Origin of the sequence: Rhizobium sp. YTU87027 (assembly GCF_050644135.1) — a bacterium.
Classification (GTDB): domain Bacteria; phylum Pseudomonadota; class Alphaproteobacteria; order Rhizobiales; family Rhizobiaceae; genus Rhizobium.
Genome location: NZ_CP098440.1, coordinates 87,135 through 113,224 on the forward strand (window position 1 = coordinate 87,135; position 26,090 = coordinate 113,224).

Consider the following 26,090-nt stretch of genomic DNA (forward strand, 5'->3'; position numbering starts at 1 on the left):
GGGCAATACTTGGGTTTACGAATGGCTGGTTTTACGAAGCGTTGCTTCGCAAATGAGGATGGATTTAAACTTTCACTTTGGTTTGAATTTATGCTATTTTACAAAGTATGACTGAGCAAAATTCAGGAAAACTAAACCTGCTTGAACGGACCCTTCCGGAGGGGCTGCTGGTCGATGCCGCGTGGATGGAGCGTCACGGTTACTCGACGAGCCTGCGCAGCCAGTATGTTGCGGCAGGTTGGCTGGATCAACCGGCGCGGGGTACCTATAAACGGCCTCGCGGCGAACTGGCATGGGACAGGGTCATCGTCTCACTCCAGACCTTGCTGGGGAGCACCCTCACTGTAGGCGGTCGCACAGCGCTCGATCTCCAGGGCTTCAGCCATTATCTTTCGGCATCCGGTCCCGCCGTCATCCATCTCTACGGCGTAAGCTCGCCACCCGGATGGCTTTCGAAGCTGCCGCTGCCGCAGACATTCCGATTTCACCGATCGCCGACCTTGTTTCGGTCGCTTGCTGAGAAGCCTTTCCCCCAGGAGGGCACTCTTCGGCAGCTCCCCGTCATGACCGAATGGAACCTGACCGTTTCCGCACCGGAGCGCGCTCTGCTGGAGATGCTGGACGAACTTCCGGCTCGCGAGAGTTTCCATCAGGTCGATATGCTGATGGAGGGGCTGAGCATGCTCAGTCCGCGACGGCTTCAAATGCTGCTGGCTGATTGCCGGAGCGTGAAGGTCAAACGGCTGTTCTTCTGGTTCGCCGCCCGCCATCCCCACGCCTGGGTAAAGCAGATCGATCGCGATGCGGTCGATCTCGGGACCGGAAAGCGCTCGCTGGTGAAAGGCGGGACGCTTGATCCCGATCTGCTGATAACCGTACCGGATGATCTCGATGCCCCTGTCTGAACGCTATCAGCGCCAGGTCGCACTCCTCATATACGCCATGCCGTTCGTCGCGGCAGAAAAGGACTTCGCTCTGAAAGGCGGCACGGCCATCAATCTCTTCGTGCGCAACATGCCGCGCCTCTCGGTCGATATCGACCTGACATATCTGCCGGTGGCCGGGCGACCGGAATCGCTGGCCGCCATCGACACGGCGATGAAACGAATGGCTGCTGCAATTCGTAAGGGCCTGCGCGGTGCAAAGGTCACAGAGGTCGTCAACGTCCGGGAGCAGGTCGTCACGAAACTGACGGTCCAGCAGACGGACGCGCAGATCAAAATCGAGGTTACGCCGGTCCTGCGCGGGTGCGTGTTCACGCCGGAAACCCGTTCCGTCTCTCCGGCGGTGGAAGATGCGTTCGGCTATGCCGAAACGCAGGTGGTTTCGTTCGCCGACCTATATGCAGGCAAGATCATGGCCGCCCTCGACCGGCAGCATCCCCGTGACCTGTTCGATATACGTGATCTGCTGGCGAACGAGGGTATCAGCGACGATCTGCGTCGCGCATTTCTCGTGTACCTCGTCAGCCACGACCGCCCTTTGTCGGAAGTTCTGGCACCTAGCCGGAAGGACATCGCGCACGAATTTGCGCAGGGATTTGAAGGCATGACCACCGTGGCGGTGCCGCTGGCGGAACTGGAGAAGGCACGGGAAACGCTTATCGCGACGATGACCGGCGAAATGCCGGACCCACACAGGCAGTTTCTGCTCGGCTTCAAGCGCGGCGAACCGGACTGGACGCTGATCGGTCTTCCCGAGGCGGCGGAATTACCGGCTGTGAGATGGAAGCAGCTGAATCTCGACAAGCTTTCCCCGGAATTCCGTAAACGTCTCGTCGATCAACTGGCAGATGCGCTTGCGCGCGGCGGCGCACCATTGAAGGGTTAACAGTCCCCCAAGTGCCTTGTCGGGTATCGGGATGAGTAAGCTTGACGAGGGCCTGCCACAAATGAGAGCAACAAGGTCAAAAGTTCGCTAGATTTTTGCAAGAGAATATTGATGGAAAAATTTACATAACCCGGCAGAACGTTCGATATTCCGAATTCCATGAAGTGCGGAATCTGTTTTTCGAAAGCCTGAGCGCGGCGGAACAGCATTGGTTTTTCGTGCAGGGGCATGATGCCTACGTCCACGAGCTGTACGTACCTGCGCTCTCGTCGCTTCTTAATGGCATCGAGGCGAGGCTTCGCGTAACCCTCCATCTTATTAACAAGGAAGCTGGCGAAGATATCCGGGATCTATCTCCCTACCGTGTTTTGAGCAACAATCTCATCCTGCAGGCGGATGCGGCAGGGATGCCGGTCAAATACCTCGCTTTCAACGAGGAAAAGGACTTCTTTGAAAAACTCAAATCGGAAAAGCCCAACAGGGTCGATGTCGACATCGTGCGACTGCGCAATAACATCTGCCACGGCAACGTCATGGAATTTGTGAATGTCGAGCCGGGGCTGGAGAATGCGTTCTTTACGCCAGAACTACTGAGGCCGGTAACAGAGAGAGTTCTGGCGATCAGCGCAGACTGGTGCGAGGCTCTGGGCCCATTTCGCAAGGCACATGGCCTAAGCCATTTTGAGCGAAAGCCGGCTTCAAAATGACCGTGCCATTCTAACCCCGCTCATTCTGACGAGACCGCCAGGCGGTGCTGGTTCACTTCTCTACTGTCATGGACAGGCGTCCCGAACTGACCTTCCCGGACGATCGCCGCAATGCCGCCAGGCTGCAAGGAGTTCCGTTGGCGTTCTCAACGATCCTGAGAGGGGATACAAACCCCGATGGTGGTGGTCGAGGCGGCGCTGAGGGCAGCGTCGGGATGCTTGTAGATATTGGCCCGCGTACAATCATCCGGTCAGTTTCCCATGAAGACAGCGGAAGCAACGAATACGGCTCGCTCGGTTTTGATCCCACTGAAGAAAATTGCGCCAGGAGCATCGACCTGCGCAAAACCAGTAACGAATGGCATGTTCAGGATTATGTGCCGATAGGGCTCTTCATCCTGCCGCCGATATCGTCCGCCGGATCATTAATATCGCAGGTGCGCCAACACCAGTGCCCGTGGAGCTGGGGCTAGCCGAGACGATTGAGCCTTTTCCTGGCGCCCGGATATTCAGCGCCAACGCGGAGAAATTCCTTGAGTTTGACCGCAGCTCCGGGGATGGTGCGCTGTCACTTACGACGACATCATTCCGTTCATAGTGCTGCCTTGGAAAATCATAAAGCACAAACAATCACATAGCGGTGCCCGGTTTCATCCTGTCCGGCGCGCCATTTTCTCCACCACTCCGCAACAGAACTGACCACCGATATGGGATGGCCTAAATCAGCCGTTCGATATCCTCTTCCTGCCCAAAGCTAGGAGCGGACCTTTAGACGGCCGGCAGCGAAAGCTGACAGACGTAGTGCGAGGGCTCTGCCGGGGAAGCGACTACAATGGAGCGTTCTTGGCGTAGATCTCATCGTAGGCGAACAACGCTGGCGCACCGCCGGTGTGGATGAACAGAACCTCATCCGAGGGCTTAAAGATTCCCGCCTCGATCCGACTGAAAAGAGCCGCCATCGCCTTCGACGTGTAGACCGGGTCCAAAAGGATGCCCTCGGACCTCGCGCACTGGACGACGGCCTTCCTCGAAGGGTCATTCGGAAGCCCGTAGCCGGGAAGATACATGCTGTCATCGAGTTCGATAGCATCCATGGTTCCGGATTCATGGATCCCGATCAGGGGAGCGACATCAGAGACTAACTGCTCGATAAGAGGACGTTGCATCGCTTTCGACCGTGAGATTGTCGCGCCGACAAGCTTTGCGGTCGAGCCGGTGAGTTTGAGTCCGGCAAGCAGCCCCGCATGCGTCCCGCCTGATCCTGACACGACGAAGATGTGGCTGAACGCCTTTCCGAGTTTCCGTTCCTGTTCCGCGATTTCCACAGCGCAGGTCACGTAGCCCAGGCAGCCGATCGCGTTCGACCCGCCCAGCGGCACGACATACGGCGAAAGGCCTTGCGGCCGCAACGACGCGGCATGAGCCACCACCGCGTCAGCGAGCGGGTCGTTGCGTCCGACCTGCACGATCTCCGCACCGACCAGCCTATCCAGAAGCAGGTTTGCCGAGTTGTGGTAGGTCTCGGAACGGTCGGGAACTTCGTTCTTGAGGACCAAATGGCACCTCAGGCCAAGCTTGGCCGCGACCGCCGCAGTCAAGCGAGCGTGGTTCGATTGCAAGGCTCCGGACGTGACGACGGTGTCGCATCCCTTCGCCAACGCGTCCCCCATCAGATATTCGAGCTTCCGCAGCTTATTGCCGCCCATGGCGATGCTGCCGAAATCATCCCGCTTGATGGAGATCCGCGGGCCACCGTAAGCGTCGGAGAGGCGGTCGAGCGTCTCGATCGGCGTCGGCCATTGGGACAGTATCTGCCGTGGGTGTGCGTCGAGCTGCATCGGGTTGGAACCTCCCTGGGTATAAAACAGTGAAATCATCAAGAACGTATAGAGTTATGCAGGGCGCGTACATAGATCGTGACTGCGTGGAGAACTCGGTGCGCGGCTAGGATAGGAAAAGCCCCGCCGACTCGGCCGGGCTGTCGGGGCTGATCGTTGTACAAGTACTTGGCGGCCTACTCGGGATAGGACTCGACGCCCTCCGACGCCGCCTTGTGGAAGAGGATGAATACCAGGGGGTTGCCGGGCTCGGACATTGCATCGCTGCGCTGGCCCGTTATCTCTCCGGCCACGCCGCTCGTATACTCCGCGACCACTTCGCCGAAGCTGTTGCGCTGAATAGCCACCTTCTGTCCGGGTTCGACTTTGTCGTTGAGCTTGACCAAATGCTCGACGATCCCGCCTTGGGTTGCCAGGATCGGGAAGGCACTGTTGCCGACGAAGACATTCACGTCCTTGCCTGTCCGGCCCATCGGCCCAGCAACAATGCCGTGATGCTTGAGAACGTTCATCGTGCCTTCGACGAACCGCGAGATCATCTCGATGTCCAGAACGCGAGCAGCGCCGATCTCCGGCGTAAAGGACGGGATGCCTGCGTCCATAAACGCGTTGTGCAGGACGCCGGGATAGACATGGTTGTCGAAGATCTGGCCGACGGGATAGAGCTCCACCATTGCCTTGACCTCGGGCACATCCATGCCGCCAATATTGAATGCCGTGACTTCGAATCCGGTTGTTCCGGTGTGGAAGTCAATCGCGAAGTCGGCGTTCGGCCGCAGTAGCCGGTTGAACAGCAGCCCGGCGTGTCGGCTGGGCGCGGTGGCACCGTTCTCGTTCCCGGGCCATTCCCGATTCATGTCGATCAGATCTGGGCCTCTGCCCTGATTGGGCCATCTGCGCTGCATGCTTTCGATGGCCGGGCGTGCCACGTCGGTGACAGCCATGACCGTGCCCGACATCTGCGCCGGATCGAGCTGGTTCATCACGGTCTGGACCGTGTGAATGTTACTCATTTCGTCGCCGTGCACACCACTGGTCAGGACGCCGCGCTTACCCGGCTTCGCCCCCTTTGCGACCGTCACGGACACGTACCAGTGCTGCCCCGTGGGCATCTGCGCACCTTGAAAATAGAGGAAGTGTTTCTGTCCCGGCTCCAGGTCGTTGACGTCGAGTGCGCTGACGACCCTTTTTCCCTGGATGACATCACCGGTATAGACCGTTCCTGATGCCGGATGGGAAGCGGGTGCAACTGCGCCCTGGGCATTTGCAGCACCAGCGCTGACGGCAAAGGCAGCCGACGCGCCGACCGTGGCAATGGATGCAATTATGAGATCACGGCGATCGATGCCATTCTTCGATTTGTCCGACATGAAGGAAGCCCTCTGTGATTGGAAAGCCACGTTAGAACAACAGCATGCGCATCGGTCGCAGAAATTCTCGGCGACTTCAAACTAGGGTATGTTGCTGAAAACTAGGGTATGCTGTGGAACTCGCAAGGTTTGCCGGCCGCGCGATCCTTGCTGCTTCGTTCGGCAAGATCCGGAGAGAACGCGAAGCAGGCACGGCGCATCACGTCTTTCCGATACCTGCCAAAAAAGCATTCGATGTGCGTCTCTTGACGTACCCAGCCGGCGGGCTTGGTCGACCTTTTTGGGCGGCATCAAGTCCGCGTCGGCAAGAACCCAGGAGTCACGACGTTACGGCCGGTGACTGAAGCGGGCGATCTGCGCATCCTTCATCAGGTTGCGGAAGCTCAGTCCGCTCATATGCACCAGCGTCCTGTGGTCGCCGCCCTCGAAATAGACGTCGCTGGCGGTGCCGAGGCTTTCGTCCAGGATCACAGGCACATTGTAGGCCGATCCGATCGGTGGGACCGCGCCAATGTCGCAGTCGGCGAAAAGCGAACTGACCTCATCTTCCGAGGCGAGGCCTAGGCGCTTGTTCATCACGTCCTGCAACGTGCTGAGCTCGATCCGGTGCGTGCTGGGAACGACGGCCAGAACGTATCCCATTTCGTGATGTACGACGACGGATTTGGCCAGCCGGCTGCCGGGAACATGCGCGGCTTGCGCCGATTGGCTGGTTGTCGCCGTGCGATGATGATCGAGGGTTTCATAGGGGATGCCCTCACCGTCGATGTAGTCCTGAAGTTTCCTTGCGATTGTCATCTTGAGCCCCCTTATATGGCGTGGTGAGGCATAGGGGCATTGTCCTCTCATTGCCTGTGAAGTCAACGGCGAACGGCCGTAAATGCCTGCCGCGGCCTGCTGGCCGATGACCGCCATGGGTGATGGCGGTCGGTCGGGTTTTTGCTCGGTGATGATCGCTGGCTCAAGCCGAGGCTCTCAGTTCGCCGCGTGCGGCAAGTGCCTCGTCCGTGGAGAGTACCGAGGCGTAGGCAAAAGCGAATGCCGCCATGAAGGCTGCATGCGCCAGTGCGGCGGGGACCAGCGTGCCGTTGAATTCGAGATCGCGCGTTGCGCAGGCATCATGGATGACAGTCACCCGATACCCGAAATCGCTGGCAGCCCGCGTCACGGCATCGACGCACATATGGCTCATGCTGCCGACGACGGTGACGTCCTCGATGCCATTGCCGTCGAGCTTCGCCTTCAGGTCCGTTTCGCGGAACGCGTTGACATGGTTCTTGACGATGACGGTCTCGCCGGGTCGGTTCAGCACTTTCGGGTGAAGCCGCGCGCCTTCCGAACCGGCCACGAAGAAGGCGGCATTCTCGCCGGCCGACTCATGCCTAATGTGGACGACAAGATCGCCTGCATCGCGGGCGGCCGCGATGACCCGCGCGGCGTTGTCGGCCGCTGCCTCGGCGCCAGCCAATGGCCATTTGCCGTTCGCAAAATAATCGTTCTGAATATCGACAACGATGAGGGCGCGCTTGTTCATGTCCTTGTATCCTTCCATTCCTTCGGAGGGCGACTTCTGCCCGCTGATGGACAGATTACGTCCGACGCGGCATCGTATGGATTGGCGAAATTGACATTATAGAGGCCAAAACTGACAAATGAGCCAGACCGACGCGCCGGCCGAGATCGGTATCCTGCTTCATCCGAACGTCCAGCTCGCAGCCGTTTACGGCCTGACGGATCTCTTCTACCTGGCCAATCGGTTCGCAACGGCCCGGCAACCGTCGGGAGGCCCGACCCTGCGTGTAAGTCATTGGCGAGCGATGGGAGCCTCGGCGGCCGTCGAGCGCGTCTTCGATACGGCGCCCGGCACTATGAGATCGCCGACCGTGCTGATCCTGCCTCCCAGCTTCGACGAACCGATGACACCGAAGGAAGCCGCTCCGCTGGCGCGATGGCTTCGTGAGCGGCATGCCGAGGGGACGACGCTGAGCTCGGTCTGCGTCGGCGCCTTCCTTCTCGCCGAAACTGGCCTTCTGGCACACCGCACGGCGACTACCCACTGGGTCTATGCGGACTTGCTGGCACAACGCTTTCCGGAGGTGCGGGTGGACACTGACAAACTCATCATCGACGACGGCGACGTCATTACCGCGGGTGGCCTGATGGCCTGGACCGATCTCGGTCTCAAACTCGTCGACAGATTGCTGGGATCGACCATCATGCTCGACACCGCGCGCCACCTCCTCGTCGATCCGCCGGGGAGGGAGCAGCGCAGCTACAGCAGTTTCTCGCCACGCCTGAACCATGGCGACGAGCAGATACTAAAGGTTCAGCATTGGCTGCACGCGAGCGGCGCGCGCGAGGTGACACTTGCGGCGATGGCGCGGCGTGCCGGCCTGGAAGAGCGTACGTTCCTGCGCCGGTTCCACAGGGCGACAGGCCTTCGGCCAACCGAATACTGCCAGCATCTGCGGGTCGGCAAGGCGCGCGAAATGCTCGAATTCTCGAACCGCACGGTCGAGCAGATCGCCGCGTCGGCCGGCTACGAGGATCCGGGCGCGTTCCGAAAGGTGTTCCAGAAGATCACCGGGCTGTCGCCGGGAGACTACCGCAACCGTTTCGGATTGGTCGGGCGGGTATGAGGTCCGGCATTATGCCGCGCAGGTGTGCGAAAGGTCGGAGCAAGGCCTATTGGCTGATGGCTTCCGACGGGGGATCGCGCAGTAGCGGCTTCTAGTTGTGCTTTTCAGCATCCATTTCTCCTTCGAGTCTTGCTCGCAGCGTCGCCATCACGCGGTGCGCTGTCCTGATATCCTCAACTGAAAGGTCCTCAGCCAGCGCATCGACCCTCGGGTTGTATGCATTGATCGCTGAGTCGTAGGCGCTGCGTCCCTTCTCGGTAAGCACCACGAGATGTGCCCTCCGGTGGTGCGGGTTGGGCTCGAACATCACGATCCCTTCCTGGTGCAGATCGTTCACGATGCGCTGCACATTCTGCCTGTTCGCTCCGAGATCGCGGGCGAGCCACGCCACCGGCTGCGGCCGGTGGGCGTGCACGATCGCTCCGAGAATCTGCCACCTGGCACTGGTCAGTCCGTAAGGCCCAACCAGTCTATCACCCCACATCAGGGTCAGGTTGTTAGCCCTGAACAGGGTGAGGATCAGGTCGGTCAAGGCATTGCCCTTCTGGCTTCGAGTCCGCTCGCTCATTGTCTTCATCCATCTATATTGACATCATTGTGTCAAATTAATATGTTTTCATCGTACCGAATTGGCATCATGCATACAACTCGGAAGGAACTGGAAATGTCACATATGAAGCCTATGGACGAGAAACTACCTATCGAACGCCAGCTGGCCATCGAAGCCGCACCAGTCGTACTCATCAACCTCTTCACACTCGATGCGGCAGATGAAGAGCGCTTTCTCGAAGTCTGGAAGGACGACGCCGAGTTCATGAAGCGCCGGCCGGGCTTTATCTCGACCCAACTCCATCGCGCCATCGGTGAGAGCCCGACCTACCTGAATTATGCGGTGTGGGAATCGAATGAAGCGTTTCGCGCAGCTTTCACACACCCCGAGTTCCGGGCAAAGCTGACGAGCTATCCGTCGTCCGCAATTGCAAGACCGCACCTGTTTCAGAAGGTCGGCGTCGCCGGTATCTGCACGGCCTGACCCGACACCCGAGCCGGCGCGCTAGCTTGGCGCAATATTGCGAAGTCATGGTGCGGTCGGCGCTGCCTGCGTGCAGCGATTCATTGCGCGTGGCCGGAGGGAATATGCTGAGGAGTATGGTGCGAGCGTTTGCGTTGTGCGCGGTCGTTGCGGCGCTTGCCGGCTGCGTCGACGCCAATGCGCCGACCCTCGTGCCGGTCGCGGCGCCCTTTGACCCGCCGCTCAATCTGCCGGGCGTCGCGCATCACATCTGTGTCGGCGACGGCAATTTCATGTATCGCGAGGCGAAGAAGCAATACGAACTGCGCGCCGGCATGGGCGGCTATCCGATTGATCCGGCGGTGGAAGAGGCGACCGCGACCGCCGCAGCACACCGGCAGTATGTCACGTGTCTGTCGAGCCAGGGATACCGGATCGCGGGATAGCTCGGCTCGGTAACTTTACCGCTCTCAGCGTCGACCGCTTGATGCACCTTCGGGGATTCGGGCAGGCTGTTGCGTAAGACCCTCTGGATCACGTCCGGTCGCTGCCGATCACGACTGCTGGAGGCCGCGTGTGATCGCGGAACTTTGCTACGAAAGAACGCATTTTTATCGATAAATCCAGAAGGAAAATTTATCATGAGAATGTTGAACTTCCGTCCTGTCAGCAGGCGGGCTCCTCGCGCTGGTATCGATCGCTCCTGTTCAGGCGCCACCGGTGCAACAGGTTCCCCGCCCAAGCGCCTCGAACGTCGAAATGGTGCAATACAATCAGCGGGCGGGCTACTTGAACGGCTATCGCGGTACGCGCACCGAGCGCCCCGGCACTCGCCGCGGTCTGGATGGCTATTGGTATCCGTTGGCAGCCTTCAACGTCGAAGGCGGCACCACAGGCTCGATCGGCACCCAGCCAGTAATGCAACGGCAGGGCTACTGCCAGAACACCTTCGGCGGCACCAATGGAGACGGTAGCATGCCGTGCGACAACGGCTACTGATACCATGATGCCAGAGCAAAGGCGGAATCAATTCCCGCCTTTGCGTTCATGACTTACTTCAACCGCGGGTAATAGTTTTTGGGGTTGCCGGCCAGATAGGCGGTAATCCAGCGGCCAGCCTAGGTGGCCTGCGAAGCGCTGCTTGTCGTCGCCCGAACCAAGTCTCTCGACAGTTGAAAGGGAACCTTGCTCCCCACACGGGGCTGCCCATTGTGCTCAAGAAATTGACCAATTGATCAAAAATGCCACAAAAAGAGGCTGGACTGCTGGCGAAGCCATGCGCCTATCGCATTGCTGCATTGCGGTAATATCCCTATTCCTGATCGAAACGATAGGCTATCTATTATCTCGAAGGCAGCGCACTCCTCCTCCCAGCGCTCCTTCATCGGACTGGCAACACTCCTCCTCCCAGTTGTCAGTCAGGATCAAGAGCCCGGTGCACCTCCTCCCGCACCGGGCTCTTTTCTATTTTGGTCTCCGTGTCGATAAATCGTGACATCCTCGCTAGCGCGACGCGGTCGCGCTTCAGTGCCCGTGCCGGCACTTGGCCATCGCAAGTCCTCGCAGACGAAAATTCCCATAGGCAACTGCCGACGATCTGATATATCAGGCTGAAATAATGCCGGACCATGGCGAAATGATGCTGCCTAAGGCGGCATCACCCGGCACGCTTGAGAGGAGTTGACTGATGAGATGGAAGCGCACGATCCAGCTTCTGGATGTCCACGCCGAAGGTGAGATCGGCAAGGTCGCGATCGGGGGGGTGCCGAAGATCCCCGGCAATACGGTCGCCGAACAGCTGAACTGGCTGAACAGCGATCCGAAGGGTCAGGAGCTTCGCCGTTTCCTCTGCCTCGAGCCACGGGGCGCGCCGATCGGCTCCGTCAATCTGTTGCTGCCGCCGAAACATCCGGATGCCGATGCGGCCTTCATCATCCTGCAGCCCGATCAGGCGCATGCAAGCTCAGGCTCGAACTCGATCTGCGTCACGACGGCGTTGCTGGAATCCGGCATCGTCGAGATGAAGGAGCCGGAAACCGTCGTCACGCTGGAAACGGCAGCCGGCCTCGTCAAGGCGACGGCGACCTGCCGCGATGGGCGCTGCGAGAAGGTCAAGCTCACCATGGTTCCGTCCTTCGTGCATGAGCTCGACGTGGAGATCGATACGCCGCACTGGGGCAAGATCAAGGTGGATCTCTGCTACGGCGGTATCTTTTACGCGCTGGTCGATGTCGGGCAGATCAACCTGACGATCGAGAAGGGCAATGCCGCGGCGCTCGTGCAGGCTGGCATGGTGTTGAAGGAGCTGATTAACCGCAGCATCGAGGTTGTTCATCCGGAAATCCCGGCGATCTCGGGCGTTGCCTATGTCATGTTCCGCGACCTCGAGGCAGACGGCACCGTTCGCACCTGCACGACCATGTGGCCGGGCCGTGCCGATCGCTCGCCTTGTGGCACGGGCAATTCTGCCAACCTTGCGGCACGACATGCGCGCGGCGAGGCGAAGGTCGGCGACGTCTTCAAGTCGCGCTCGATCATCGGTTCCGAGTTCGAAGTCGGATTGCTGGCGGAAACCGAAGTCGCCGGTCGTCCCGCGATCATACCAACGATCGCCGGGCGCGGTTTCACCTTCGGTCTTTCGCAGGTCGCGCTTGATCCCTTCGATCCGCATCCGGGCGGTTTTGCCTTGACGGATGTCTGGGGGCCGTTGGCCGGCGAAATCTGACGCTCAGTAGGTAAAGGGGTCGACCTCTGCCTTTTCAACGGCGTGGTCGCCCGCCTGCTCGGGGTAGATGACACCCTTGCGGAGGATGATGTTGGCGTAGAGCCGTGGTTCGCTGGTTTGGATCACGGCGTGTGCGGCCCGCACCCGATTGTAGAACTCCGCGCCGACGAGCGGCACCACCTGCCGGTGCGGCTCGTGGCGGGCGCAGCAGTCGATCATTTCCTCATGAACCGGATCGAGCCTGTCCCGCTCGGCCTTGACGGTCGACCGGAAGATTGCGTCCGGAACGAAATCGTCGATTGGCAGGACGCTGAGAACGGCATCGAGAACGGCCACGATGCCGTGGCCATCGAGGCGGATCAGCCGCCGTGCATGTTCGACGCCGGGGTAATTGCCGTCGACGATGGCGATTTCGTCGCCGTGTCCCATGGCACGCAGCGTCGAAAGCAGTTCCGGGCTCAAAAGTGGGTTAAGTCCCTTCAGCATTTTCGACCTCCTTGAATAAAACGTTCTGGTCCGTGAGATAGCGCGCGAAGATCGGCAGGCTGGCGCCGCCGATGGCGCGCGCATGAGGGCCGATTGCGCCTTCGATGATGTCGGGCATGACGACGCCCTGCAGATCGAGCATCGCGGCCTCGTGGATCGTTGCCTGCACAATCCGTTCTCGCACCCATCCGGGAAAGCCGCCGTCGATCACGGCAGCGCTGAAATCGATGATCGAGGCGGCCGCGACGATCGCCTGTGCGAGCGCTCGGGCGGTGTCCTGGATCCACATCTCCAGAGGCTCGCCGAAATCGATCCAGTCGTCGGCGGAATACCAGAGGGGCTGCGGGTCGATGCCGCGTTCGCGCAGCATGTTCTCGAGAACAAAAATTGAGGCAACTTCAAGCAACTGCAACGTTTCGCCGTGCTTGCCACGCACCGGGAGCGGGCCGATGGCGCCAGCCGTACCCGTGCGTCCCGAAAAGATCGCGGAATTGAGCACAATGCCGCCGCCGATGAAGGAGCCGATGAAGAAATAGACGAAATCGGGATAGGACGGCCCGATGCCGAACACAAGTTCGGCGCCACAGGCGCTCGTCGCATCGTTCTGCAGGTAGACCGGGTAGGGCACGCGGGCGGCAATCTCGGTGTGGAGATCGAAGTCGCGCCAGACATCCATTGCACCCTTGGGTGAACCGACTTCCTCTTCCCAGTTCCAGAGCTCGAACGGTGCTGCGATACCGATGCCGGCAATGCGGCCGCGCTGCTTCTCGTCGAGCCGGCTTTCGAGTTCGCGGATCCCCGAGGTGATGAAATCCAGAAAGACGTCGGGCAGCGGATAGGCATAGGTCTGGTGAAGCTGCAGGCGGATCTTGCCCACGAAATCCATCAGCACAAGGTCGGCGCTGCGTCGACCCATTTTCACGCCAAACGAGTAAACGGCGTCGGCATTGAGCCGCATCGGGATCGACGGTTGGCCGACGCGGCCACGCACCGGCTCGCCGCGGGAAAGCAAGCCTTCCTTCTCCAATGCCCGCATGATGACGGAGACTGTTTGCGCCGAAAGCCCGGTTCGCCGCGCGATATCGGCCTTCGACTGGGAGCCGTAAAGGCGCACCAGCGACAGCACAAGCCGTTCGTTATAGGCGCGCACCCTGATCTGGTTCGCACCGCCTGCCGGACTTAAAATCGGCGGTTGAGCCGGCGTATGTGCCGGACCGTCCAAAGACGACATTGGCCACTCCTCCCATCTGTTGGCCTATGCCCTATTTTTACCAAGCATGCCATATGGAATTAATAATTCAATTGGATTTATTTATTGACAAGGCAATTTCTTTCGCTCTTAATTGCCATCGTCAAACGGCACGGAACGGCTTGGAGGAGGCCGCCGGCGAGACTGCAGCGGTTCGCGTGCCCGTCAATTCCGGCACCGCCAGGGGGTGGGTCGGCTAATCTCAGGGAGGACTCAATGAAGAAATCAGTGCTTTCCGCCGCGCTTGGCGCGCTCGCCCTCGGTGTCGCCTTTTCGGCGCCGGCAATGGCCGCGGATGTTTCCGCCTGCCTCATCACCAAGACCGACACCAACCCATTCTTCGTCAAGATGAAGGAAGGTGCGACGGCCAAGGCAAAGGAACTCGGCGTGACGCTGAAGTCCTACGCCGGCAAGATCGATGGTGACAGCGAAAGCCAGGTTGCCGCGATCGAAAGCTGCATTGCCGACGGCGCGAAGGGTATCCTGATCACCGCGTCCGACACGAAGGGCATCGTCCCGTCGGTCAAGAAGGCCCGCGATGCCGGCCTCCTGGTGATCGCCCTCGACACCCCGCTCGATCCGGCTGACGCTGCCGACGCAACCTTCGCAACCGACAACCTGCTCGCCGGCAAGCTGATTGGCCAGTGGGCCAAGGAAACGCTCGGCGACAAGGCAAAGGATGCCAAGGTTGGCTTCCTTGACCTGACGCCGTCGCAGCCGACCGTCGATGTTCTGCGTGACCAGGGCTTCATGATGGGCTTCGGCATCGACACCAAGGACCCGAACAAGATCGGCGATGAAAACGATCCGCGCATCGTCGGTCATGACGTGACGAACGGCAACGAAGAAGGCGGCCGCAAGGCCATGGAAAACCTTCTGCAGAAGGATCCGAGCATCAACGTCATTCACACGATCAACGAGCCGGCTGCTGTCGGCGCCTACCAGGCCCTCAAGGCTGTCGGTATGGAAAAGAACGTTTTGATCGTCTCGGTTGACGGCGGTTGCCCGGGCGTGAAGTCGGTCAAGGAAGGCGTGATCGGCGCCACCTCGCAGCAGTATCCGCTGCTGATGGCTTCGCTCGGCATCGAGGCCATTAAGAAGTTCGCCGACAGCGGCGAAAAGCCGAAGCCGACCGAAGGCAAGTCGTTCTTCGACACCGGCGTTTCGCTCGTCACTGACAAGCCGGTCTCGGGCCTCAAGTCGATCGACACCAAGGTCGGCACCGACAAGTGCTGGGGCTAAGTCCCACGATATGAATCTAGCGCCGGCCGGGGGCTTGATCCCCGGCCGGTTTCGACTGACCATAGCTGCTGTCTCAGGAACCGGCGAACAAAGACCGGTGTGATATGGGCAGGGGCTTTCCGCGCGCGGTTTGGCGCGAAAGCGGAGGAGGAACAATGACCGGAGCACAGGAATTCGAACGGGTGCTTGACGGCAGCGACAAGAACGTCGCGTCGTTCGAGCATCAAAGCGTACCATTTGTGAAACGTGCGCAGCACTTCCTGCACTCGACGCCGGCCGCCGTGCCGCTGATCGTGCTGGTGCTGGCGATCATCATCTTTGGCTTCGCGCTCGGCGGACGGTTCTTCTCGTCCTACACCTTGACGCTCATCTTGCAGCAGATCGCCATCGTCGGCATTCTCGGTGCCGCGCAGACGCTGGTCATCCTGACCGCCGGCATCGATCTTTCGATCGGCGTCATCATGGTCATTTCGGCCGTCATCATGGGCAACTGCGCCATTACCTACGGCATTCCCACACCGATCGCGGTGCTGGCCGGGATGCTCGTCGGTGGTCTCTGCGGCTTGCTGAACGGTTTCCTAGTCGCCTATGTGAAGCTGCCGCCGTTCATCGTCACGCTCGGTACCTGGAACATCGTCATGGCGACGAACTTCATCTATTCCGCCAACGAAACGATCCGCGACACCGATGTCGATGCGCAGGCGCCGCTGCTGCATTTCTTTGCGCTCAGCTTCAGGTTAGGTACCGCCGTGCTCACTCTCGGCGTCATTGCCATGGTGCTGCTCGTTCTCGTGCTCTGGTACATTCTCAATCACACGGCCTGGGGCCGCCACGTTTATGCGGTCGGCGATGACCCGGAAGCGGCCAAGCTCTCCGGCATCCAGGCCAAGAGCGTGCTGCTGACGGTCTATACCGTCTCCGGCATCATTGCGGCCTTCGCAGCCTGGGTCTCGATCGGCCGTAACGGCTCCATCTCTCCCTCGTCCGCGGTGACGGATTATAATTTGCAGGCCATCACGGCGACCGTGATCGGCGGCATCTCGCTCTTCGGCGGTCGCGGCTCGATCCTAGGTACCCTGTTCGGTGCGATGATCGTCGGTGTCGTCTCGATGGGCCTCAACATGCTCGGCGCCGATCCGCAGTGGAAGGTGTTGCTCACCGGCGTGCTCATCATCGCCGCAGTCGCAATCGACCAGTGGATCAGAAAGGTGTCGGTGTAACATGGCAAACGAACCCATTCTCTCGGCTCGCGGGCTCGTCAAACGCTACGGACGCGTCACCGCACTCGATCATGCCGATTTCGACCTTTATCCCGGCGAGATTCTCGCTGTGATCGGCGACAACGGTGCCGGCAAATCGTCGCTCATCAAGGCCATATCGGGCGCGATCACTCCCGATGAGGGCGAGATTACGCTGGAGGGCAAGCCGGTCCACTTCAAATCCCCCATGGAGGCGCGAGAGGCGGGCATCGAAACCGTCTATCAGAATCTCGCGCTTTCCCCGGCACTGTCGATTGCCGACAACATGTTCCTGGGTCGCGAGATCAGGAAGCCTGGCTTGCTCGGCAGCTGGTTCCGTATGCTCGATCGCCCGGCGATGGAGAAGCGGGCACGCGCCAAGCTCTCCGAGCTCGGCCTGATGACGATCCAGAACATCAACCAGGCCGTCGAAACGCTTTCGGGCGGTCAGCGCCAGGGTGTGGCTGTGGCCCGCGCCGCGGCCTTCGGCTCGAAGGTCGTCATCATGGACGAGCCGACGGCTGCCCTTGGTGTCAAGGAAAGCCGCAAGGTGTTGGAACTCATCCTCGACGTGCGTTCGCGTGGCCTGCCGATCGTGCTGATCTCGCACAACATGCCGCATGTTTTCGAGGTCGCCGACCGCATTCATATTCATCGGCTAGGCCGTCGTCTGACGGTCATCAATCCGAAGGAATATACGATGTCCGATGCCGTTGCTTTCATGACCGGCGCCAAGGCCGTGCCGACGGAGCCGGTCGCCGCATGAGCGCAACGATCGATGAAATCGCCGGCGATGTCATCGACCGCGCCGGCGATGTCAAACGTTTCCTGATCGCCATCGCCGGTCCCCCCGGCGCTGGCAAGTCCACCATGGCGGACAATCTTGCCGATGCCCTGAAAGCCAGGGGCGAAACGGCTGAGGTCTTGCCCATGGATGGCTTCCATATGGATAATGCCATCCTCATTGAACGCGGTCTTCTGGCGCGAAAGGGTATCCCGGAAACCTTCGATGTCAGGGGATTCCTCGATATCATCAGGGCCGTGCGCCCTGCCGACCAGGAGGTGTTGATCCCCGTCTTCGACCGATCCCGAGAGATTGCCATCGCCTCAGCGCGTGTCGTGTCGCCGGAGCATCGTTTCATCATCGTCGAGGGAAACTACCTGCTGTTCAGCCAGGGCAAGTGGGCCGAGCTCGAAGGCATCTTTGACTACTCAGTCATGCTGGCGCCGCCGATCGAGCTGCTCGAGGAACGGCTGTGGGCGCGCTGGCGCGGCTATAAGCTGAGCGAGGAGGAGGCAAGCGCCAAGGTTTACGGCAATGATCTGCCGAATGGCCGGCTGATCCTCGGCAATCGCCGCAGGGCGGATGTGACCCTCGAAACAGCCTGATCTCTCCGCCGTTCCCGACAGGACTTGCAGCGTCAGGTGGAATCGTTGCAGGTTCACCCTCATGCAACTTCTGCTCTAAGCAAAGTGGCCAGATCTGGAGGGAGAGCGCATGGGCTTCACGGAAGCAGTCTCGTCAGTCTTCTCTAAGTATGCCGTCTTCAGTGGCCGCGCCGGCCGACCGGAATTTTGGTGGTTTGCGCTCTTCAACGTCATCGCCTCGCTGATCCTGGCCTTTCTCGACAAGATCCTCTTCGGCCATGAGATACTCGGCGCCCTTTACGGTCTTGCCGTGTTGCTTCCCGGCCTGGGCGTTGCGGTCCGCCGCCTTCATGATATCGGCCGCTCCGGCTGGTGGATTCTGGTCGGCGTCATTCCGCTGGTGGGCTGGATCGTTCTTCTCGTCTGGTATCTCAGCCCCGGCATGCCCGGCTTCAATGAACATGGCGCACCTGTCTAAAAAGACGCGGGCAAAATGTTTGCCATGCCCCGCGTCCGGGTGATAATGCGCAGGGCTGAACCTTATAGGCCAGCCTCCGGAGTTTCAGCGCATGCCATCGATCACCATCCGTCGCCCCGATGATTGGCACCTGCATTTGCGTGACGGCGCCATGCTGGAAGGTGTGATCGGCGATACCAGCCGGGACTTCGCCCGCGCAATCATCATGCCGAACCTTGTGCCGCCGGTGGTGACCACGGCGGACGCCGAAGCCTATCGCGGGCGCATCATGGCGGCGCTGCCGAAGGACGACAAGTTCCAGCCGTTGATGACGCTCTACCTGACGGAACATACGAATCCCGATGATGTCGAGGCCGGCATGACGAGCGGGCTGATCACTGCGGTCAAGCTCTATCCGGCTGGCGCTACGACCAACTCGCATGGCGGCGTGCGGGATATCGAAAAGGCGATGCCGGTTCTGGAGCGCATGGCCAGGATCGGCTTGCCGCTTTGCGTCCATGGCGAGGTGACGACACCTGATGTCGACATTTTCGATCGCGAAGCGGTGTTCATCGAAACCGTCCTCGATCCTCTCCGCAAGCGTTTGCCCGAACTCAAGGTCACGATGGAGCACGTGACCACTAAGGACGGCGTCGACTACATCAAGTCCGCAAAGGGCAATCTCGCAGGCTCGATCACCACTCATCACCTGATCATCAACCGCAATGCCATCCTGGTCGGCGGCATTCGCCCGCACTACTATTGCCTGCCGGTCGCCAAGCGCGAAAACCATCGCCTTGCGCTCCGCGCCGCCGCGACAAGCGGCGATAAGCGCTTCTTCCTCGGCACGGATTCAGCCCCGCATGTCGATCCCTTGAAGGAGTGCGGCTGTGGCTGTGCCGGCATTTACACGTCGATCAACACGATGAGCTGCCTTGCGCATGTGTTCGAACAGGAAAATGCGCTCGACAAGCTCGAGGCCTTCGCATCGCTGAACGGACCAGCCTGGTATGGCCTGCCGGTCAACGAAGAGAGAATAACGCTGGTCAAGCGCGACAACCCCGTCAATTTTCCGCGCAAGGTCGAAACCGGCGCAGGCCTGGTTACCGTTTTCGATCCAATGTTCCCGCTCCATTGGGACGTTGAGCGCTAAAGATCTTTTATCATCACGGAATGTTTACTGCCGCTCTTCTTTGAGAGCCGCCTCGATTTGCTATGCCTGCGGCATCGCCAGTCTAAATGCATGAATTTTTAACGAAATAAGTAAGACATTCGTCATAGCGGACCCGTAGGCTTCGCACGAATGGGGGCGCGATGGCGGTCGCGATTTCTAAAGCATGACGCTTGATTACAATTCCCTTTTGATTGCGCTTGCTGTCTCAACCACGTGTCTTGCCCTTACGTCGCTGGGCAGTTGGTTTGTGCGCCGCTCGGAGACCTTTCTTTTAACCTGCACCGTAGGCCTTGTTCTTATCGTCAGTGGCATCGTTGCTTACGGCATGTATGTCGACGATCCGGTGGTGGTCCTTGCCGTTGTCGCGTTCGCGCTTTTCTATGCCGGCTTTGCAATTATCTGGGCCGCCGGCTGCCAGTTCCGCACTGACAGATTGCGGCTGCGAGCCACCGTCGCCTGCGCTCTCTTGGCAATGCTCGTCTCTATTCCTCCGCTGTTGATCGGTTATGACGGGCTCGCATTTATCGCCGAGAATGCGGCGATCGCTGCCATGCTCTTCGCGACCGCCTATCAGTATTGGCGGGCGCGCGAGGAGGCGGCGGCTCCTCTGACCGGAATTGCCGCGCTCTATTGCCTGACGGCAATCTCCTTCGTCCTCTGCGCCGCCGTCCTGATCGCCGATGGAAAGATGGTTTTGGGTGTTGCGCCGAGCAATTGGGCCGAGGATCTCAGCCTCGCGATCTGCATCGCCAGCATGACCGGCATCGGCGCCCTGTCGCTGGCGCTTCACCAATGGCGGCTCGCCGCAAGGCACCGTCTGGAAGCCATTACGGATCCGCTGACCGGCCTCGTGAACCGCCGCGCGCTTTTTGATCGCTATGGGCAGGGTCTGATGCGACCGGCAAGCGCAGTGCTGATCTTCGATCTCGATCATTTCAAGTCCATCAACGACACTTTCGGGCACGCAGGCGGCGACCGGGTGCTGAAGGTTTTCGCCGCCGAGCTAGCGGCGAACTGTCGAACTGGGGATACCGCCGCACGTCTTGGCGGAGAGGAGTTCGCACTGGTGTTGCAAGAGGTTATTCCGGATCGCGCCGAGACAGTGGCCGAACGCATCCGTAAGGCGTTCGCCGGCCGCGAGATCTACCTTGAGGACGAGACCCTGAAATGCACGGTCAGCGTCGGCGTCGCGCCCGGGCGCTCCACGCCAGTGGATTTCGACACCATGTTGAGCGCGGCCGACAAGGCCCTCTATACGGCAAAACGCGCCGGTCGGAACCGGATCGAGGTTGCCGCCCATCTCCATCCTGTGCCGGCAGGCGCCGTCCGCACCGGCTCTTGATCGGAAAGTGTCGCTCGCCTGGCCTTGAAAGAGGGCATCGGTCACTTCAATGGCCGGCTAACTTCTGCGAGCGAAGATAACGCTGCCAGCGGGAGGATGGCCTCTCGCCTTCTTCATATCAGCATCAGGGCGCGGACGAAGGCCATAGACGCGAGCAACGAGGCGATCGTCCTTACGTGGTTCCACCATGTCCAATCCTTGAGGTAGGCCGTCCAGAGCGCCGTCGCCTCGGCGCCGCTGCCGCTGACTTTCGCCAGCGCATCATTCATCGGCACGTTGAAGACGATCGTCGAGAGGAACGACGTAAAGACGTAGAGAGCCGCGCCGGCCAACATCCAGGCGCTGACGCCACCGCGCCAGTTGAAGAACGCCATGGCACCAATCACAAGGCAGAGAACTGCGGTCGGTACGAAAAGCAACATGAAGGGCGAGCGCACGATCGTGACATTGATGGAGTTCATCGCCGCTATGCCCTGCTCGGTGGGAATGCGGGCGAACGACGTCATGATGAAGGTCGAGAAGGCGAAGAAAATGCCGGCGACTAGGCCGCTGCCAATCGTAGCGGCCGCCAGAAGGATCCCAAGAACAAGCGTCATTGTCATGCCCTCCATGTTCCATTGGCTGCGGTATCGCGCGCATAGTGGCCGAAATCCCTGGCAGGACGGCCGAGAACTTCTTCGACCCCATTCGCAACTTGAGAATTTCTGCCGTCGAGTACCTGCGTGAAGAGTTCCTCGAGCAGGTCGATCAAGCCTTTTGGCAACCCGCCGGCGCCAAGTCCCTCCCTGAATTCGGTCATGGAGATCTGCCGATAGGCAATGTTTCTGCCGCCTGCAGTGGCGATCTCGCCGACCGCCTCGCGAAACGTCAATGAACGGGGGCCGGTTAGTTCATAGGTCTTGCCGATATGGCGGGGATCAGTCAGCGCGGCCACTGCCGCATCGGCGATGTCGTCCGCATCGATGAAGGGCTCCGTCACCGCGCCTGCCGGAAGAGCCAGCTCACCGGCTGCGACCTGCTCGGCAAAGGCGCCTTCACTGAAATTCTGGCAGAACCACGAGGCGCGCAAGATAGTGTAGCCGATGCCGGATGCCTTGAGTGCTTCCTCCGCGTGTTGCGCGCCTTCCTCGCCACGACCCGACAACAGGACGATATGGGTGAGGCCGCAATCGACCGCCGTGCGGGCAAGCCCACCGATCGCGTCCGCCGCCCATGACACGGCAAGGTCAGGCTGGAAGCTCACATAGGCGCTCCTTGCGCCGGCGAGCGCCGCTGCCCAGTCGGCCGGCTTCTCCCAGTCGAATGGGCGCGCACTGGAGCGTGAGGCAAAGCGGAAGCTGAGATCTCTCTTCGCCAGCCGTTCGGCGATGCGGCCACCCGTCTTGCCTGCGCCGCCGACGAGAATGATTTCGGAATTCTGCATGTAAAAATACTCCTCCGAATAAAACAAGAGAAAGTCTCTCATTTGCAAAATGAGATAAACTCTCTTATTTTCTTCGTCAACCGAAAAATGGAGGGAAGGATGAGCGAAGAGGTTGCCGCCAGGCGCAGAAGGCAGCTGGAGCCGACCGGCCAGCCGCGCCGGATACCGCAGCAGAAGCGGGGCCGGGAGCGTTTCGAGAAGATCCTTTCGGTAGCCCTGGAGCTGATCGAGAAAAACGGCAGCGACGCCCTGAAGATGAGCGAGATCGTTGAAAAGGCCGAGTTATCCTTCGGAGCGCTTTACCAATATTTTCCGGACAAGAGCTCGATCATCCGGACGCTTGCCGAACGCTTCAATGAGCAGGGCAGGGCTTGCGTCGCGGCCGAGCTTGCAATGGTGGCGGACGCTACCACGCTGCGACAGGCGCTCTGCAATATCGCCGACCAATATTACGACTTCTTCCGGCAGGAGCCGGTCATGCGGGACATATGGTTCGCTACGCAGGCCGATCGGCTGCTGCAGGAGGTCGATACCGAAGACATGGAGTTCCATGCCCAAGCCTTGCTTTCCGTCCTCGCAACGCTGGAGCCGGAGCGGAGCAAGGGCGAACTTGTCGCCATTGCCAGACTTACCATGCAGCTGCTGGCTGCCGCCGTACGCTACGCGATCTCACTGGATGATGCGGAGGGACGGACGGCGATCGCGCTCTATCAGCGGATGCTACCGGCCGATATCGGCCGGCTGCCGTAGTCGCTGGGTTCGCCGACCTTTTTCCTGGTGTCCGATTTGTGCAATTGGCTCAGGCGAACAGAAAGCTGCGCGCTGCGAGATAGCCGATGGCTCCGAGCATCACGGCCACCGCCGATGCCTCGCCGAGCGCCATCGCGTACTCCCGCCGTCCGGCTGTGAAGGCAAGCACCACCTTCGTCACCACGTTGACTGCGACAGCGATCAGGATGACATCGGCCGCCGTCGCCACGTTGATCGTTGAGCCAACGAGGCGTGCCGTCGAGAGCGTAATGGCATCGACATCAACAAGGCCGGAGATCGCCGCCACGACGAAGAGCGCGGACGGCCCGACATAGTCGATCGCCATCTTCGAGATGAGGCTGATAAGGCCGAGCAGCACCGCAAAGGATATGACTGTGTTGAGCTCGAAGGGGTTTTTTAGGTCAATTTCCGGTGCTTCAGTCGCGGTCTTGGAACGCCACACCGAAAGCAGACCGGCCGCCAGGAAGCCGATCATTGCCGGGACGAGCGCGGAAGCGAGCGGCACCAGCATGCTGAAGGAGAGCGCGCTGGCGATGACGAGAACGCGTGCGAACGAAAGGGCACCGGCAATACCTGCCCCTGCCGCAAGGTGTCGTGCACCCTCGGGTGCTTCCGCCGAATAGCGGGCGAAGGAAAGCGTTAACGCGGTCGACGAGACAAGTCCGCCCGCAGCACCCGCCAGCAGGACACCGCGGCCGGTGCCCATCAATCTTATCGCGGCATAGCCGGCGAAGGATAGGGCGGCGATGGTGATCGTCAGGAGCCAGAGCGAGTAGGGATTGAGCGCTCCCCAGGGATCGAGCGCCTCGTCAGGCAGCAGAGGCAGTGCGATCGCGGTCATTGCAAGCAGTACGAGGGCGGAGCGGAGTTCCACCCAAGTCAATCCGCGCAGGAAACTATGCAGGCTTTGGCGCGCTGCGAGAATGACGGTCATGGCTACAGCGCTGGCAGCCGCAGTGACAAGATCGCCGACCGCAGCAAGTACGCCGAGCGCGAACACTGCAAGCGCCGCAACCGTCGTGGTGATGCTGTAGTCCCTGTCCTCGATCGTCTCCTGCCACTTGCCGACGATGTAAAGGAGACCAAGGAGGGCCGCGATCGTGGCAGGTAGAAAGGGCCCGGTCATTGGCTGAAGCGTGCCGACGACGCCGCCGAGAAAGCCTGTGAGGCCGAATGTGCGGATGCCGGCCACTCGCCCGCCGGCGCGGATCTCGCGTTCCTGCCACCCCCGTTCGACGCCGACGAGCAGACCGATTGCAAGCGCAACGCCGAGACGGCGGAAGACTTCGATATGTTCCATGCCGTGCACGATATCGCCACCGCGCCGCCAAGCAAGCGCAAATAGCTGAAAGTATTGGCGCATCAGCGGTGCGCGAACCGCAGCGCTTCCCTTGTTATCACCGGATCCGACCGGCACGGACGCTTTCTGCCCCCGCGAGCGCTCGCCGTTCTGGAAACTTGCAGCGCTTGCTGCTATTGCCCCATAAACTTGACCAAAGGAGAGAGCGATGATCCAGACGACATTCACCGACCGCGCCGTGATGGCGGAACTCGTGGCGAAGATGCTCTGGGAGATCAAGGCGGTGCACTTCAATGCCGCCCAGCCTTATAAGCTCGCTTCCGGCATGGCGAGCCCGGTCTACATCGACTGCCGCAAGCTGCTCTCCTTCCCGCGTGTCCGCTCGACCGTGATGGATTTTGCCGCCAGCGTCGTGCTCCGCGAAGCCGGTTTCGAGCAGTTCGATTGCATTGCCGGTGGCGAGACCGCGGGCATCCCGTTTGCAGCGCTGCTCGCCGATCGCCTCAGCCTGCCGATGATCTATGTCCGCAAGCAACCGAAGGGTCATGGCCGCAACGCGCAGATCGAAGGCAACATGCCCGAGGGCTCGCGCGTCCTCGTCATCGAGGACCTGACGACGGCTGGCGGCAGCATGTTCAAGTTCATCGATGCCGTCCGGGCTGCCGGCGGCGTGGTCGATCACGGTATCGCTCTGTTTTACTATGGCATTTTCGACGAAGGCGCGCTGCGCTTTGCCGATGGCAAGGTGAAGCTGCACTACATCGCAACTTGGCGCGATGTGCTCGCCGTTGCCAAAGCGCAGAAGCTGTTCGACGAAAAGACCTTGAGCGAAGTCGAGGCCTTCCTCGATGCGCCGCTCGCCTGGTCGGGACGCAATGGTGGCATTTCATCACTTTGAATGAAGAATTGCATCGCGGCGCTTTGCTTTTGCCATGAAATTATCTAATCGATTTGAACATCGATGGATCGTAATGCTTGGGAGGCCGGAATGATTTTGTGCTGTGGCGAAGCGCTGATTGATATGCTGCCGCGGGAGACGTCTCTCGGCGAGAAGGGCTTTGCCCCATACGCCGGAGGGGCGATCTTCAACACGGCGATCGCGCTCGGACGCCTCGGCATTCCGACGGCCTTCTTCACCGGCCTTGCCGATGACATGATGGGCGAAATCCTGCGCGATACGCTGAAGGCGAGCAATGTCGATTTCAGCCTCTGCGCGATCGCGCCTCGTCCGTGCACACTCGCCTTCGTAAAGCTGGTCAACGGTCAGGCGACCTATGCCTTCTATGATGAAGGCACGGCGGGTCGCATGATCACGACCGACGATCTGCCTGTTCTCGGCGACGATTGCGAGGCGCTGCATTTCGGCGCGATCAGCCTCATTCCGAGCCCTTGCGGCGAGACTTACGAGGCGCTGCTCGACCGCGAGTGCGACAAGCGGGTGATTTCGCTGGATCCCAACATCCGCCCCGGCTTCATCAAGAACAAGGAAGCCCACATGGCGCGCATCAAGCGCATGGCCTCCAAGTCCGACATCCTGAAGTTCTCCGACGAGGACCTGGAGTGGTTCGGCCTCAAGGGCAACCATGACGACCTGGCGGCCTACTGGCTGAAGCAGGGTGCCAAGCTCGTCGTCATCACCAAGGGTGCCGAAGGCGCGTCGGGTTACACCAACGAGCGCAAGGTGACCGTCCCGAGCGAGCGCGTCACCGTCGTCGACACCGTCGGCGCAGGCGACACCTTCGATGCCGGCGTGCTTGCCTCGCTGAAGATCGACGACCTCCTCACCAAGGAAAAAGTAGCGTCGCTCAGCGAAAAGGCGCTGCAGAACGCGCTTTCGCTTGGCGCGAAGGCGGCTGCCGTCACGGTTTCGCGCGCCGGCGCCAATCCGCCCTGGGCGAAGGAAATCGGCCTCTGAGGTG

29 protein-coding genes are annotated in these 26,090 nt (G+C 60.3%); 19 read left to right on the forward strand and 10 right to left on the reverse strand.

The window, feature by feature from the left end:
• Positions 1–107 precede the first annotated feature (107 nt).
• The 4 genes from NBG89_RS00435 (at position 108) to NBG89_RS00450 (ending at position 3,010) form a co-directional block, all read left to right on the forward strand.
• On the forward strand, positions 108–905 hold the full coding sequence (locus NBG89_RS00435) for a type IV toxin-antitoxin system AbiEi family antitoxin domain-containing protein (protein ID WP_431321253.1): 798 nt from the start codon (positions 108–110) through the stop codon (positions 903–905).
• Positions 892–1,830, forward strand: a complete 939-nt coding sequence (locus NBG89_RS00440; RefSeq protein WP_431321254.1) for a nucleotidyl transferase AbiEii/AbiGii toxin family protein — start codon at positions 892–894, stop codon at positions 1,828–1,830. Before NBG89_RS00435 ends, NBG89_RS00440 begins: the two co-directional genes overlap by 14 nt.
• 95 nt (positions 1,831–1,925) lie before the next feature.
• On the forward strand, positions 1,926–2,537 hold the full coding sequence (locus NBG89_RS00445; RefSeq protein WP_431321255.1) for a hypothetical protein: 612 nt from the start codon (positions 1,926–1,928) through the stop codon (positions 2,535–2,537).
• A 44-nt stretch (positions 2,538–2,581) separates the two neighbouring features.
• The gene (locus NBG89_RS00450; RefSeq protein ID WP_431321256.1) at positions 2,582–3,010 is read left to right on the forward strand and encodes a hypothetical protein; all 429 of its coding nucleotides are present in this window, start codon (positions 2,582–2,584) and stop codon (positions 3,008–3,010) included.
• A 354-nt stretch (positions 3,011–3,364) separates the two neighbouring features.
• Here the strand turns inward: NBG89_RS00450 and NBG89_RS00455 are convergent, their stop codons facing one another.
• The 4 genes from NBG89_RS00455 to NBG89_RS00470 form a co-directional block, all read right to left on the reverse strand.
• On the reverse strand, positions 3,365–4,375 hold the full coding sequence (locus NBG89_RS00455; protein ID WP_431321257.1) for a D-cysteine desulfhydrase family protein: 1,011 nt from the start codon (positions 4,373–4,375) through the stop codon (positions 3,365–3,367).
• A gap of 176 nt (positions 4,376–4,551) precedes the next feature.
• Entirely contained in the window at positions 4,552–5,745 is a 1,194-nt protein-coding gene (locus tag NBG89_RS00460; protein ID WP_431321258.1) for a M14 family metallopeptidase, read from the reverse strand.
• A 327-nt stretch (positions 5,746–6,072) separates the two neighbouring features.
• On the reverse strand, positions 6,073–6,543 hold the full coding sequence (locus NBG89_RS00465; RefSeq protein WP_431321259.1) for an aminoacyl-tRNA deacylase: 471 nt from the start codon (positions 6,541–6,543) through the stop codon (positions 6,073–6,075).
• Positions 6,544–6,706: 163 nt separating this feature from the next.
• A complete protein-coding gene (locus NBG89_RS00470; protein WP_431321260.1) occupies positions 6,707–7,279 on the reverse strand; it encodes a cysteine hydrolase family protein in 573 nt (190 codons plus the stop codon).
• Between the two features lie 118 nt (positions 7,280–7,397).
• Between NBG89_RS00470 and NBG89_RS00475 the strand changes: the two genes are divergently transcribed.
• On the forward strand, positions 7,398–8,384 hold the full coding sequence (locus NBG89_RS00475) for a GlxA family transcriptional regulator (protein ID WP_431321261.1): 987 nt from the start codon (positions 7,398–7,400) through the stop codon (positions 8,382–8,384).
• Between the two features lie 91 nt (positions 8,385–8,475).
• On the opposite strand, the gene NBG89_RS00480 is transcribed toward NBG89_RS00475, so the two are convergent.
• Complete coding sequence (locus NBG89_RS00480) at positions 8,476–8,952, reverse strand: MarR family winged helix-turn-helix transcriptional regulator (RefSeq protein ID WP_431321262.1); 477 nt, start codon at positions 8,950–8,952, stop codon at positions 8,476–8,478.
• A 96-nt stretch (positions 8,953–9,048) separates the two neighbouring features.
• Between NBG89_RS00480 and NBG89_RS00485 the strand changes: the two genes are divergently transcribed.
• The 4 genes from NBG89_RS00485 to NBG89_RS00500 all read left to right on the forward strand — a co-directional run bounded on the left by NBG89_RS00485 (position 9,049) and on the right by NBG89_RS00500 (position 12,121).
• Positions 9,049–9,417 carry an antibiotic biosynthesis monooxygenase family protein gene (locus NBG89_RS00485; RefSeq protein ID WP_431321263.1) on the forward strand — a complete coding sequence of 123 codons (369 nt, stop codon included), beginning with the start codon at positions 9,049–9,051 and terminating at the stop codon, positions 9,415–9,417.
• A 104-nt stretch (positions 9,418–9,521) separates the two neighbouring features.
• Positions 9,522–9,842: a hypothetical protein gene (locus tag NBG89_RS00490; RefSeq protein WP_431321264.1), complete on the forward strand. Its 321-nt coding sequence runs from the start codon at positions 9,522–9,524 to the stop codon at positions 9,840–9,842.
• Between the two features lie 217 nt (positions 9,843–10,059).
• Positions 10,060–10,395, forward strand: a complete 336-nt coding sequence (locus NBG89_RS00495; RefSeq protein ID WP_431322743.1) for a surface protein — start codon at positions 10,060–10,062, stop codon at positions 10,393–10,395.
• A gap of 688 nt (positions 10,396–11,083) precedes the next feature.
• Positions 11,084–12,121: a 4-hydroxyproline epimerase gene (locus tag NBG89_RS00500; RefSeq protein ID WP_088691216.1), complete on the forward strand. Its 1,038-nt coding sequence runs from the start codon at positions 11,084–11,086 to the stop codon at positions 12,119–12,121.
• Positions 12,122–12,124: 3 nt separating this feature from the next.
• On the opposite strand, the gene NBG89_RS00505 is transcribed toward NBG89_RS00500, so the two are convergent.
• Together NBG89_RS00505 and NBG89_RS00510 are read right to left on the reverse strand one after the other, a co-directional pair.
• Positions 12,125–12,607 carry an RbsD/FucU family protein gene (locus NBG89_RS00505; RefSeq protein WP_088691217.1) on the reverse strand — a complete coding sequence of 161 codons (483 nt, stop codon included), beginning with the start codon at positions 12,605–12,607 and terminating at the stop codon, positions 12,125–12,127.
• Positions 12,591–13,838, reverse strand: coding sequence for an ROK family transcriptional regulator (locus NBG89_RS00510; RefSeq protein ID WP_088704002.1), 1,248 nt, complete (start codon positions 13,836–13,838; stop codon positions 12,591–12,593). Before NBG89_RS00510 ends, NBG89_RS00505 begins: the two co-directional genes overlap by 17 nt.
• Positions 13,839–14,072: 234 nt before the next feature.
• Between NBG89_RS00510 and NBG89_RS00515 the strand changes: the two genes are divergently transcribed.
• The 7 genes from NBG89_RS00515 (at position 14,073) to NBG89_RS00545 (ending at position 20,677) form a co-directional block, all read left to right on the forward strand.
• On the forward strand, positions 14,073–15,098 hold the full coding sequence (locus tag NBG89_RS00515; protein WP_088691219.1) for a sugar ABC transporter substrate-binding protein: 1,026 nt from the start codon (positions 14,073–14,075) through the stop codon (positions 15,096–15,098).
• Between the two features lie 155 nt (positions 15,099–15,253).
• Positions 15,254–16,318, forward strand: coding sequence for an ABC transporter permease (locus tag NBG89_RS00520; protein WP_431321265.1), 1,065 nt, complete (start codon positions 15,254–15,256; stop codon positions 16,316–16,318).
• 1 nt (position 16,319) lies between these two features.
• Positions 16,320–17,102, forward strand: coding sequence for an ATP-binding cassette domain-containing protein (locus tag NBG89_RS00525; protein ID WP_088691221.1), 783 nt, complete (start codon positions 16,320–16,322; stop codon positions 17,100–17,102).
• Positions 17,099–17,725, forward strand: coding sequence for a nucleoside triphosphate hydrolase (locus NBG89_RS00530; RefSeq protein ID WP_431321266.1), 627 nt, complete (start codon positions 17,099–17,101; stop codon positions 17,723–17,725). The genes NBG89_RS00525 and NBG89_RS00530 overlap by 4 nt, the downstream gene beginning before the upstream one ends.
• 109 nt (positions 17,726–17,834) lie before the next feature.
• Positions 17,835–18,182 (forward strand): DUF805 domain-containing protein, encoded by a 348-nt coding sequence (locus NBG89_RS00535; protein WP_088704000.1) that lies wholly within the window; start codon positions 17,835–17,837, stop codon positions 18,180–18,182.
• A 91-nt stretch (positions 18,183–18,273) separates the two neighbouring features.
• Entirely contained in the window at positions 18,274–19,314 is a 1,041-nt protein-coding gene (gene pyrC, locus NBG89_RS00540) for a dihydroorotase (protein ID WP_431321267.1), read from the forward strand.
• A 184-nt stretch (positions 19,315–19,498) separates the two neighbouring features.
• Positions 19,499–20,677 carry a GGDEF domain-containing protein gene (locus tag NBG89_RS00545; RefSeq protein ID WP_431321268.1) on the forward strand — a complete coding sequence of 393 codons (1,179 nt, stop codon included), beginning with the start codon at positions 19,499–19,501 and terminating at the stop codon, positions 20,675–20,677.
• Between the two features lie 113 nt (positions 20,678–20,790).
• Here NBG89_RS00545 and NBG89_RS00550 read toward each other — a convergent pair whose 3' ends face one another.
• Complete coding sequence (locus tag NBG89_RS00550; protein WP_431321269.1) at positions 20,791–21,288, reverse strand: DUF1772 domain-containing protein; 498 nt, start codon at positions 21,286–21,288, stop codon at positions 20,791–20,793.
• On the reverse strand, positions 21,276–22,100 hold the full coding sequence (locus tag NBG89_RS00555) for an NmrA family NAD(P)-binding protein (RefSeq protein WP_431321270.1): 825 nt from the start codon (positions 22,098–22,100) through the stop codon (positions 21,276–21,278). The genes NBG89_RS00550 and NBG89_RS00555 overlap by 13 nt, the downstream gene beginning before the upstream one ends.
• Before the next feature lie 99 nt (positions 22,101–22,199).
• Here NBG89_RS00555 and NBG89_RS00560 point away from each other — a divergent pair, with 99 nt between their 5' ends.
• Positions 22,200–22,850 (forward strand): TetR family transcriptional regulator, encoded by a 651-nt coding sequence (locus tag NBG89_RS00560; protein WP_431321271.1) that lies wholly within the window; start codon positions 22,200–22,202, stop codon positions 22,848–22,850.
• 49 nt (positions 22,851–22,899) lie between these two features.
• Here the strand turns inward: NBG89_RS00560 and NBG89_RS00565 are convergent, their stop codons facing one another.
• The gene (locus NBG89_RS00565; protein ID WP_431322744.1) at positions 22,900–24,171 is read right to left on the reverse strand and encodes an MgtC/SapB family protein; all 1,272 of its coding nucleotides are present in this window, start codon (positions 24,169–24,171) and stop codon (positions 22,900–22,902) included.
• Between the two features lie 208 nt (positions 24,172–24,379).
• Here NBG89_RS00565 and NBG89_RS00570 point away from each other — a divergent pair, with 208 nt between their 5' ends.
• Both NBG89_RS00570 and NBG89_RS00575 read left to right on the forward strand, forming a co-directional pair.
• Complete coding sequence (locus NBG89_RS00570; RefSeq protein WP_431321272.1) at positions 24,380–25,069, forward strand: orotate phosphoribosyltransferase; 690 nt, start codon at positions 24,380–24,382, stop codon at positions 25,067–25,069.
• A 90-nt stretch (positions 25,070–25,159) separates the two neighbouring features.
• A complete protein-coding gene (locus NBG89_RS00575; RefSeq protein WP_431321273.1) occupies positions 25,160–26,086 on the forward strand; it encodes a carbohydrate kinase family protein in 927 nt (308 codons plus the stop codon).
• Positions 26,087–26,090 lie beyond the last annotated feature (4 nt).

Excerpts from the sequence above, each read along its gene's own strand:
- NBG89_RS00435 (WP_431321253.1), top strand. The coding sequence starts at position 108 with ATGACTGAGCAAAATTCAGGAAAACTAAACCTGCTTGAACGGACCCTT.
- NBG89_RS00440 (WP_431321254.1), top strand. The coding sequence starts at position 892 with ATGCCCCTGTCTGAACGCTATCAGCGCCAGGTCGCACTCCTCATATAC.
- NBG89_RS00455 (WP_431321257.1), bottom strand. The coding sequence starts at position 4,375 with ATGCAGCTCGACGCACACCCACGGCAGATACTGTCCCAATGGCCGACG.
- NBG89_RS00460 (WP_431321258.1), bottom strand. The coding sequence starts at position 5,745 with ATGTCGGACAAATCGAAGAATGGCATCGATCGCCGTGATCTCATAATT.
- NBG89_RS00465 (WP_431321259.1), bottom strand. The coding sequence starts at position 6,543 with ATGACAATCGCAAGGAAACTTCAGGACTACATCGACGGTGAGGGCATC.
- NBG89_RS00470 (WP_431321260.1), bottom strand. The coding sequence starts at position 7,279 with ATGAACAAGCGCGCCCTCATCGTTGTCGATATTCAGAACGATTATTTT.
- NBG89_RS00475 (WP_431321261.1), top strand. The coding sequence starts at position 7,398 with ATGAGCCAGACCGACGCGCCGGCCGAGATCGGTATCCTGCTTCATCCG.
- NBG89_RS00480 (WP_431321262.1), bottom strand. The coding sequence starts at position 8,952 with ATGAGCGAGCGGACTCGAAGCCAGAAGGGCAATGCCTTGACCGACCTG.
- NBG89_RS00485 (WP_431321263.1), top strand. The coding sequence starts at position 9,049 with ATGTCACATATGAAGCCTATGGACGAGAAACTACCTATCGAACGCCAG.
- NBG89_RS00490 (WP_431321264.1), top strand. The coding sequence starts at position 9,522 with ATGCTGAGGAGTATGGTGCGAGCGTTTGCGTTGTGCGCGGTCGTTGCG.
- NBG89_RS00500 (WP_088691216.1), top strand. The coding sequence starts at position 11,084 with ATGAGATGGAAGCGCACGATCCAGCTTCTGGATGTCCACGCCGAAGGT.
- NBG89_RS00505 (WP_088691217.1), bottom strand. The coding sequence starts at position 12,607 with ATGCTGAAGGGACTTAACCCACTTTTGAGCCCGGAACTGCTTTCGACG.
- NBG89_RS00510 (WP_088704002.1), bottom strand. The coding sequence starts at position 13,838 with ATGTCGTCTTTGGACGGTCCGGCACATACGCCGGCTCAACCGCCGATT.
- NBG89_RS00515 (WP_088691219.1), top strand. The coding sequence starts at position 14,073 with ATGAAGAAATCAGTGCTTTCCGCCGCGCTTGGCGCGCTCGCCCTCGGT.
- NBG89_RS00520 (WP_431321265.1), top strand. The coding sequence starts at position 15,254 with ATGACCGGAGCACAGGAATTCGAACGGGTGCTTGACGGCAGCGACAAG.
- NBG89_RS00525 (WP_088691221.1), top strand. The coding sequence starts at position 16,320 with ATGGCAAACGAACCCATTCTCTCGGCTCGCGGGCTCGTCAAACGCTAC.
- NBG89_RS00530 (WP_431321266.1), top strand. The coding sequence starts at position 17,099 with ATGAGCGCAACGATCGATGAAATCGCCGGCGATGTCATCGACCGCGCC.
- NBG89_RS00535 (WP_088704000.1), top strand. The coding sequence starts at position 17,835 with ATGGGCTTCACGGAAGCAGTCTCGTCAGTCTTCTCTAAGTATGCCGTC.
- pyrC (WP_431321267.1), top strand. The coding sequence starts at position 18,274 with ATGCCATCGATCACCATCCGTCGCCCCGATGATTGGCACCTGCATTTG.
- NBG89_RS00545 (WP_431321268.1), top strand. The coding sequence starts at position 19,499 with ATGACGCTTGATTACAATTCCCTTTTGATTGCGCTTGCTGTCTCAACC.
- NBG89_RS00550 (WP_431321269.1), bottom strand. The coding sequence starts at position 21,288 with ATGGAGGGCATGACAATGACGCTTGTTCTTGGGATCCTTCTGGCGGCC.
- NBG89_RS00555 (WP_431321270.1), bottom strand. The coding sequence starts at position 22,100 with ATGCAGAATTCCGAAATCATTCTCGTCGGCGGCGCAGGCAAGACGGGT.
- NBG89_RS00560 (WP_431321271.1), top strand. The coding sequence starts at position 22,200 with ATGAGCGAAGAGGTTGCCGCCAGGCGCAGAAGGCAGCTGGAGCCGACC.
- NBG89_RS00565 (WP_431322744.1), bottom strand. The coding sequence starts at position 24,171 with ATGGAACATATCGAAGTCTTCCGCCGTCTCGGCGTTGCGCTTGCAATC.
- NBG89_RS00570 (WP_431321272.1), top strand. The coding sequence starts at position 24,380 with ATGATCCAGACGACATTCACCGACCGCGCCGTGATGGCGGAACTCGTG.
- NBG89_RS00575 (WP_431321273.1), top strand. The coding sequence starts at position 25,160 with ATGATTTTGTGCTGTGGCGAAGCGCTGATTGATATGCTGCCGCGGGAG.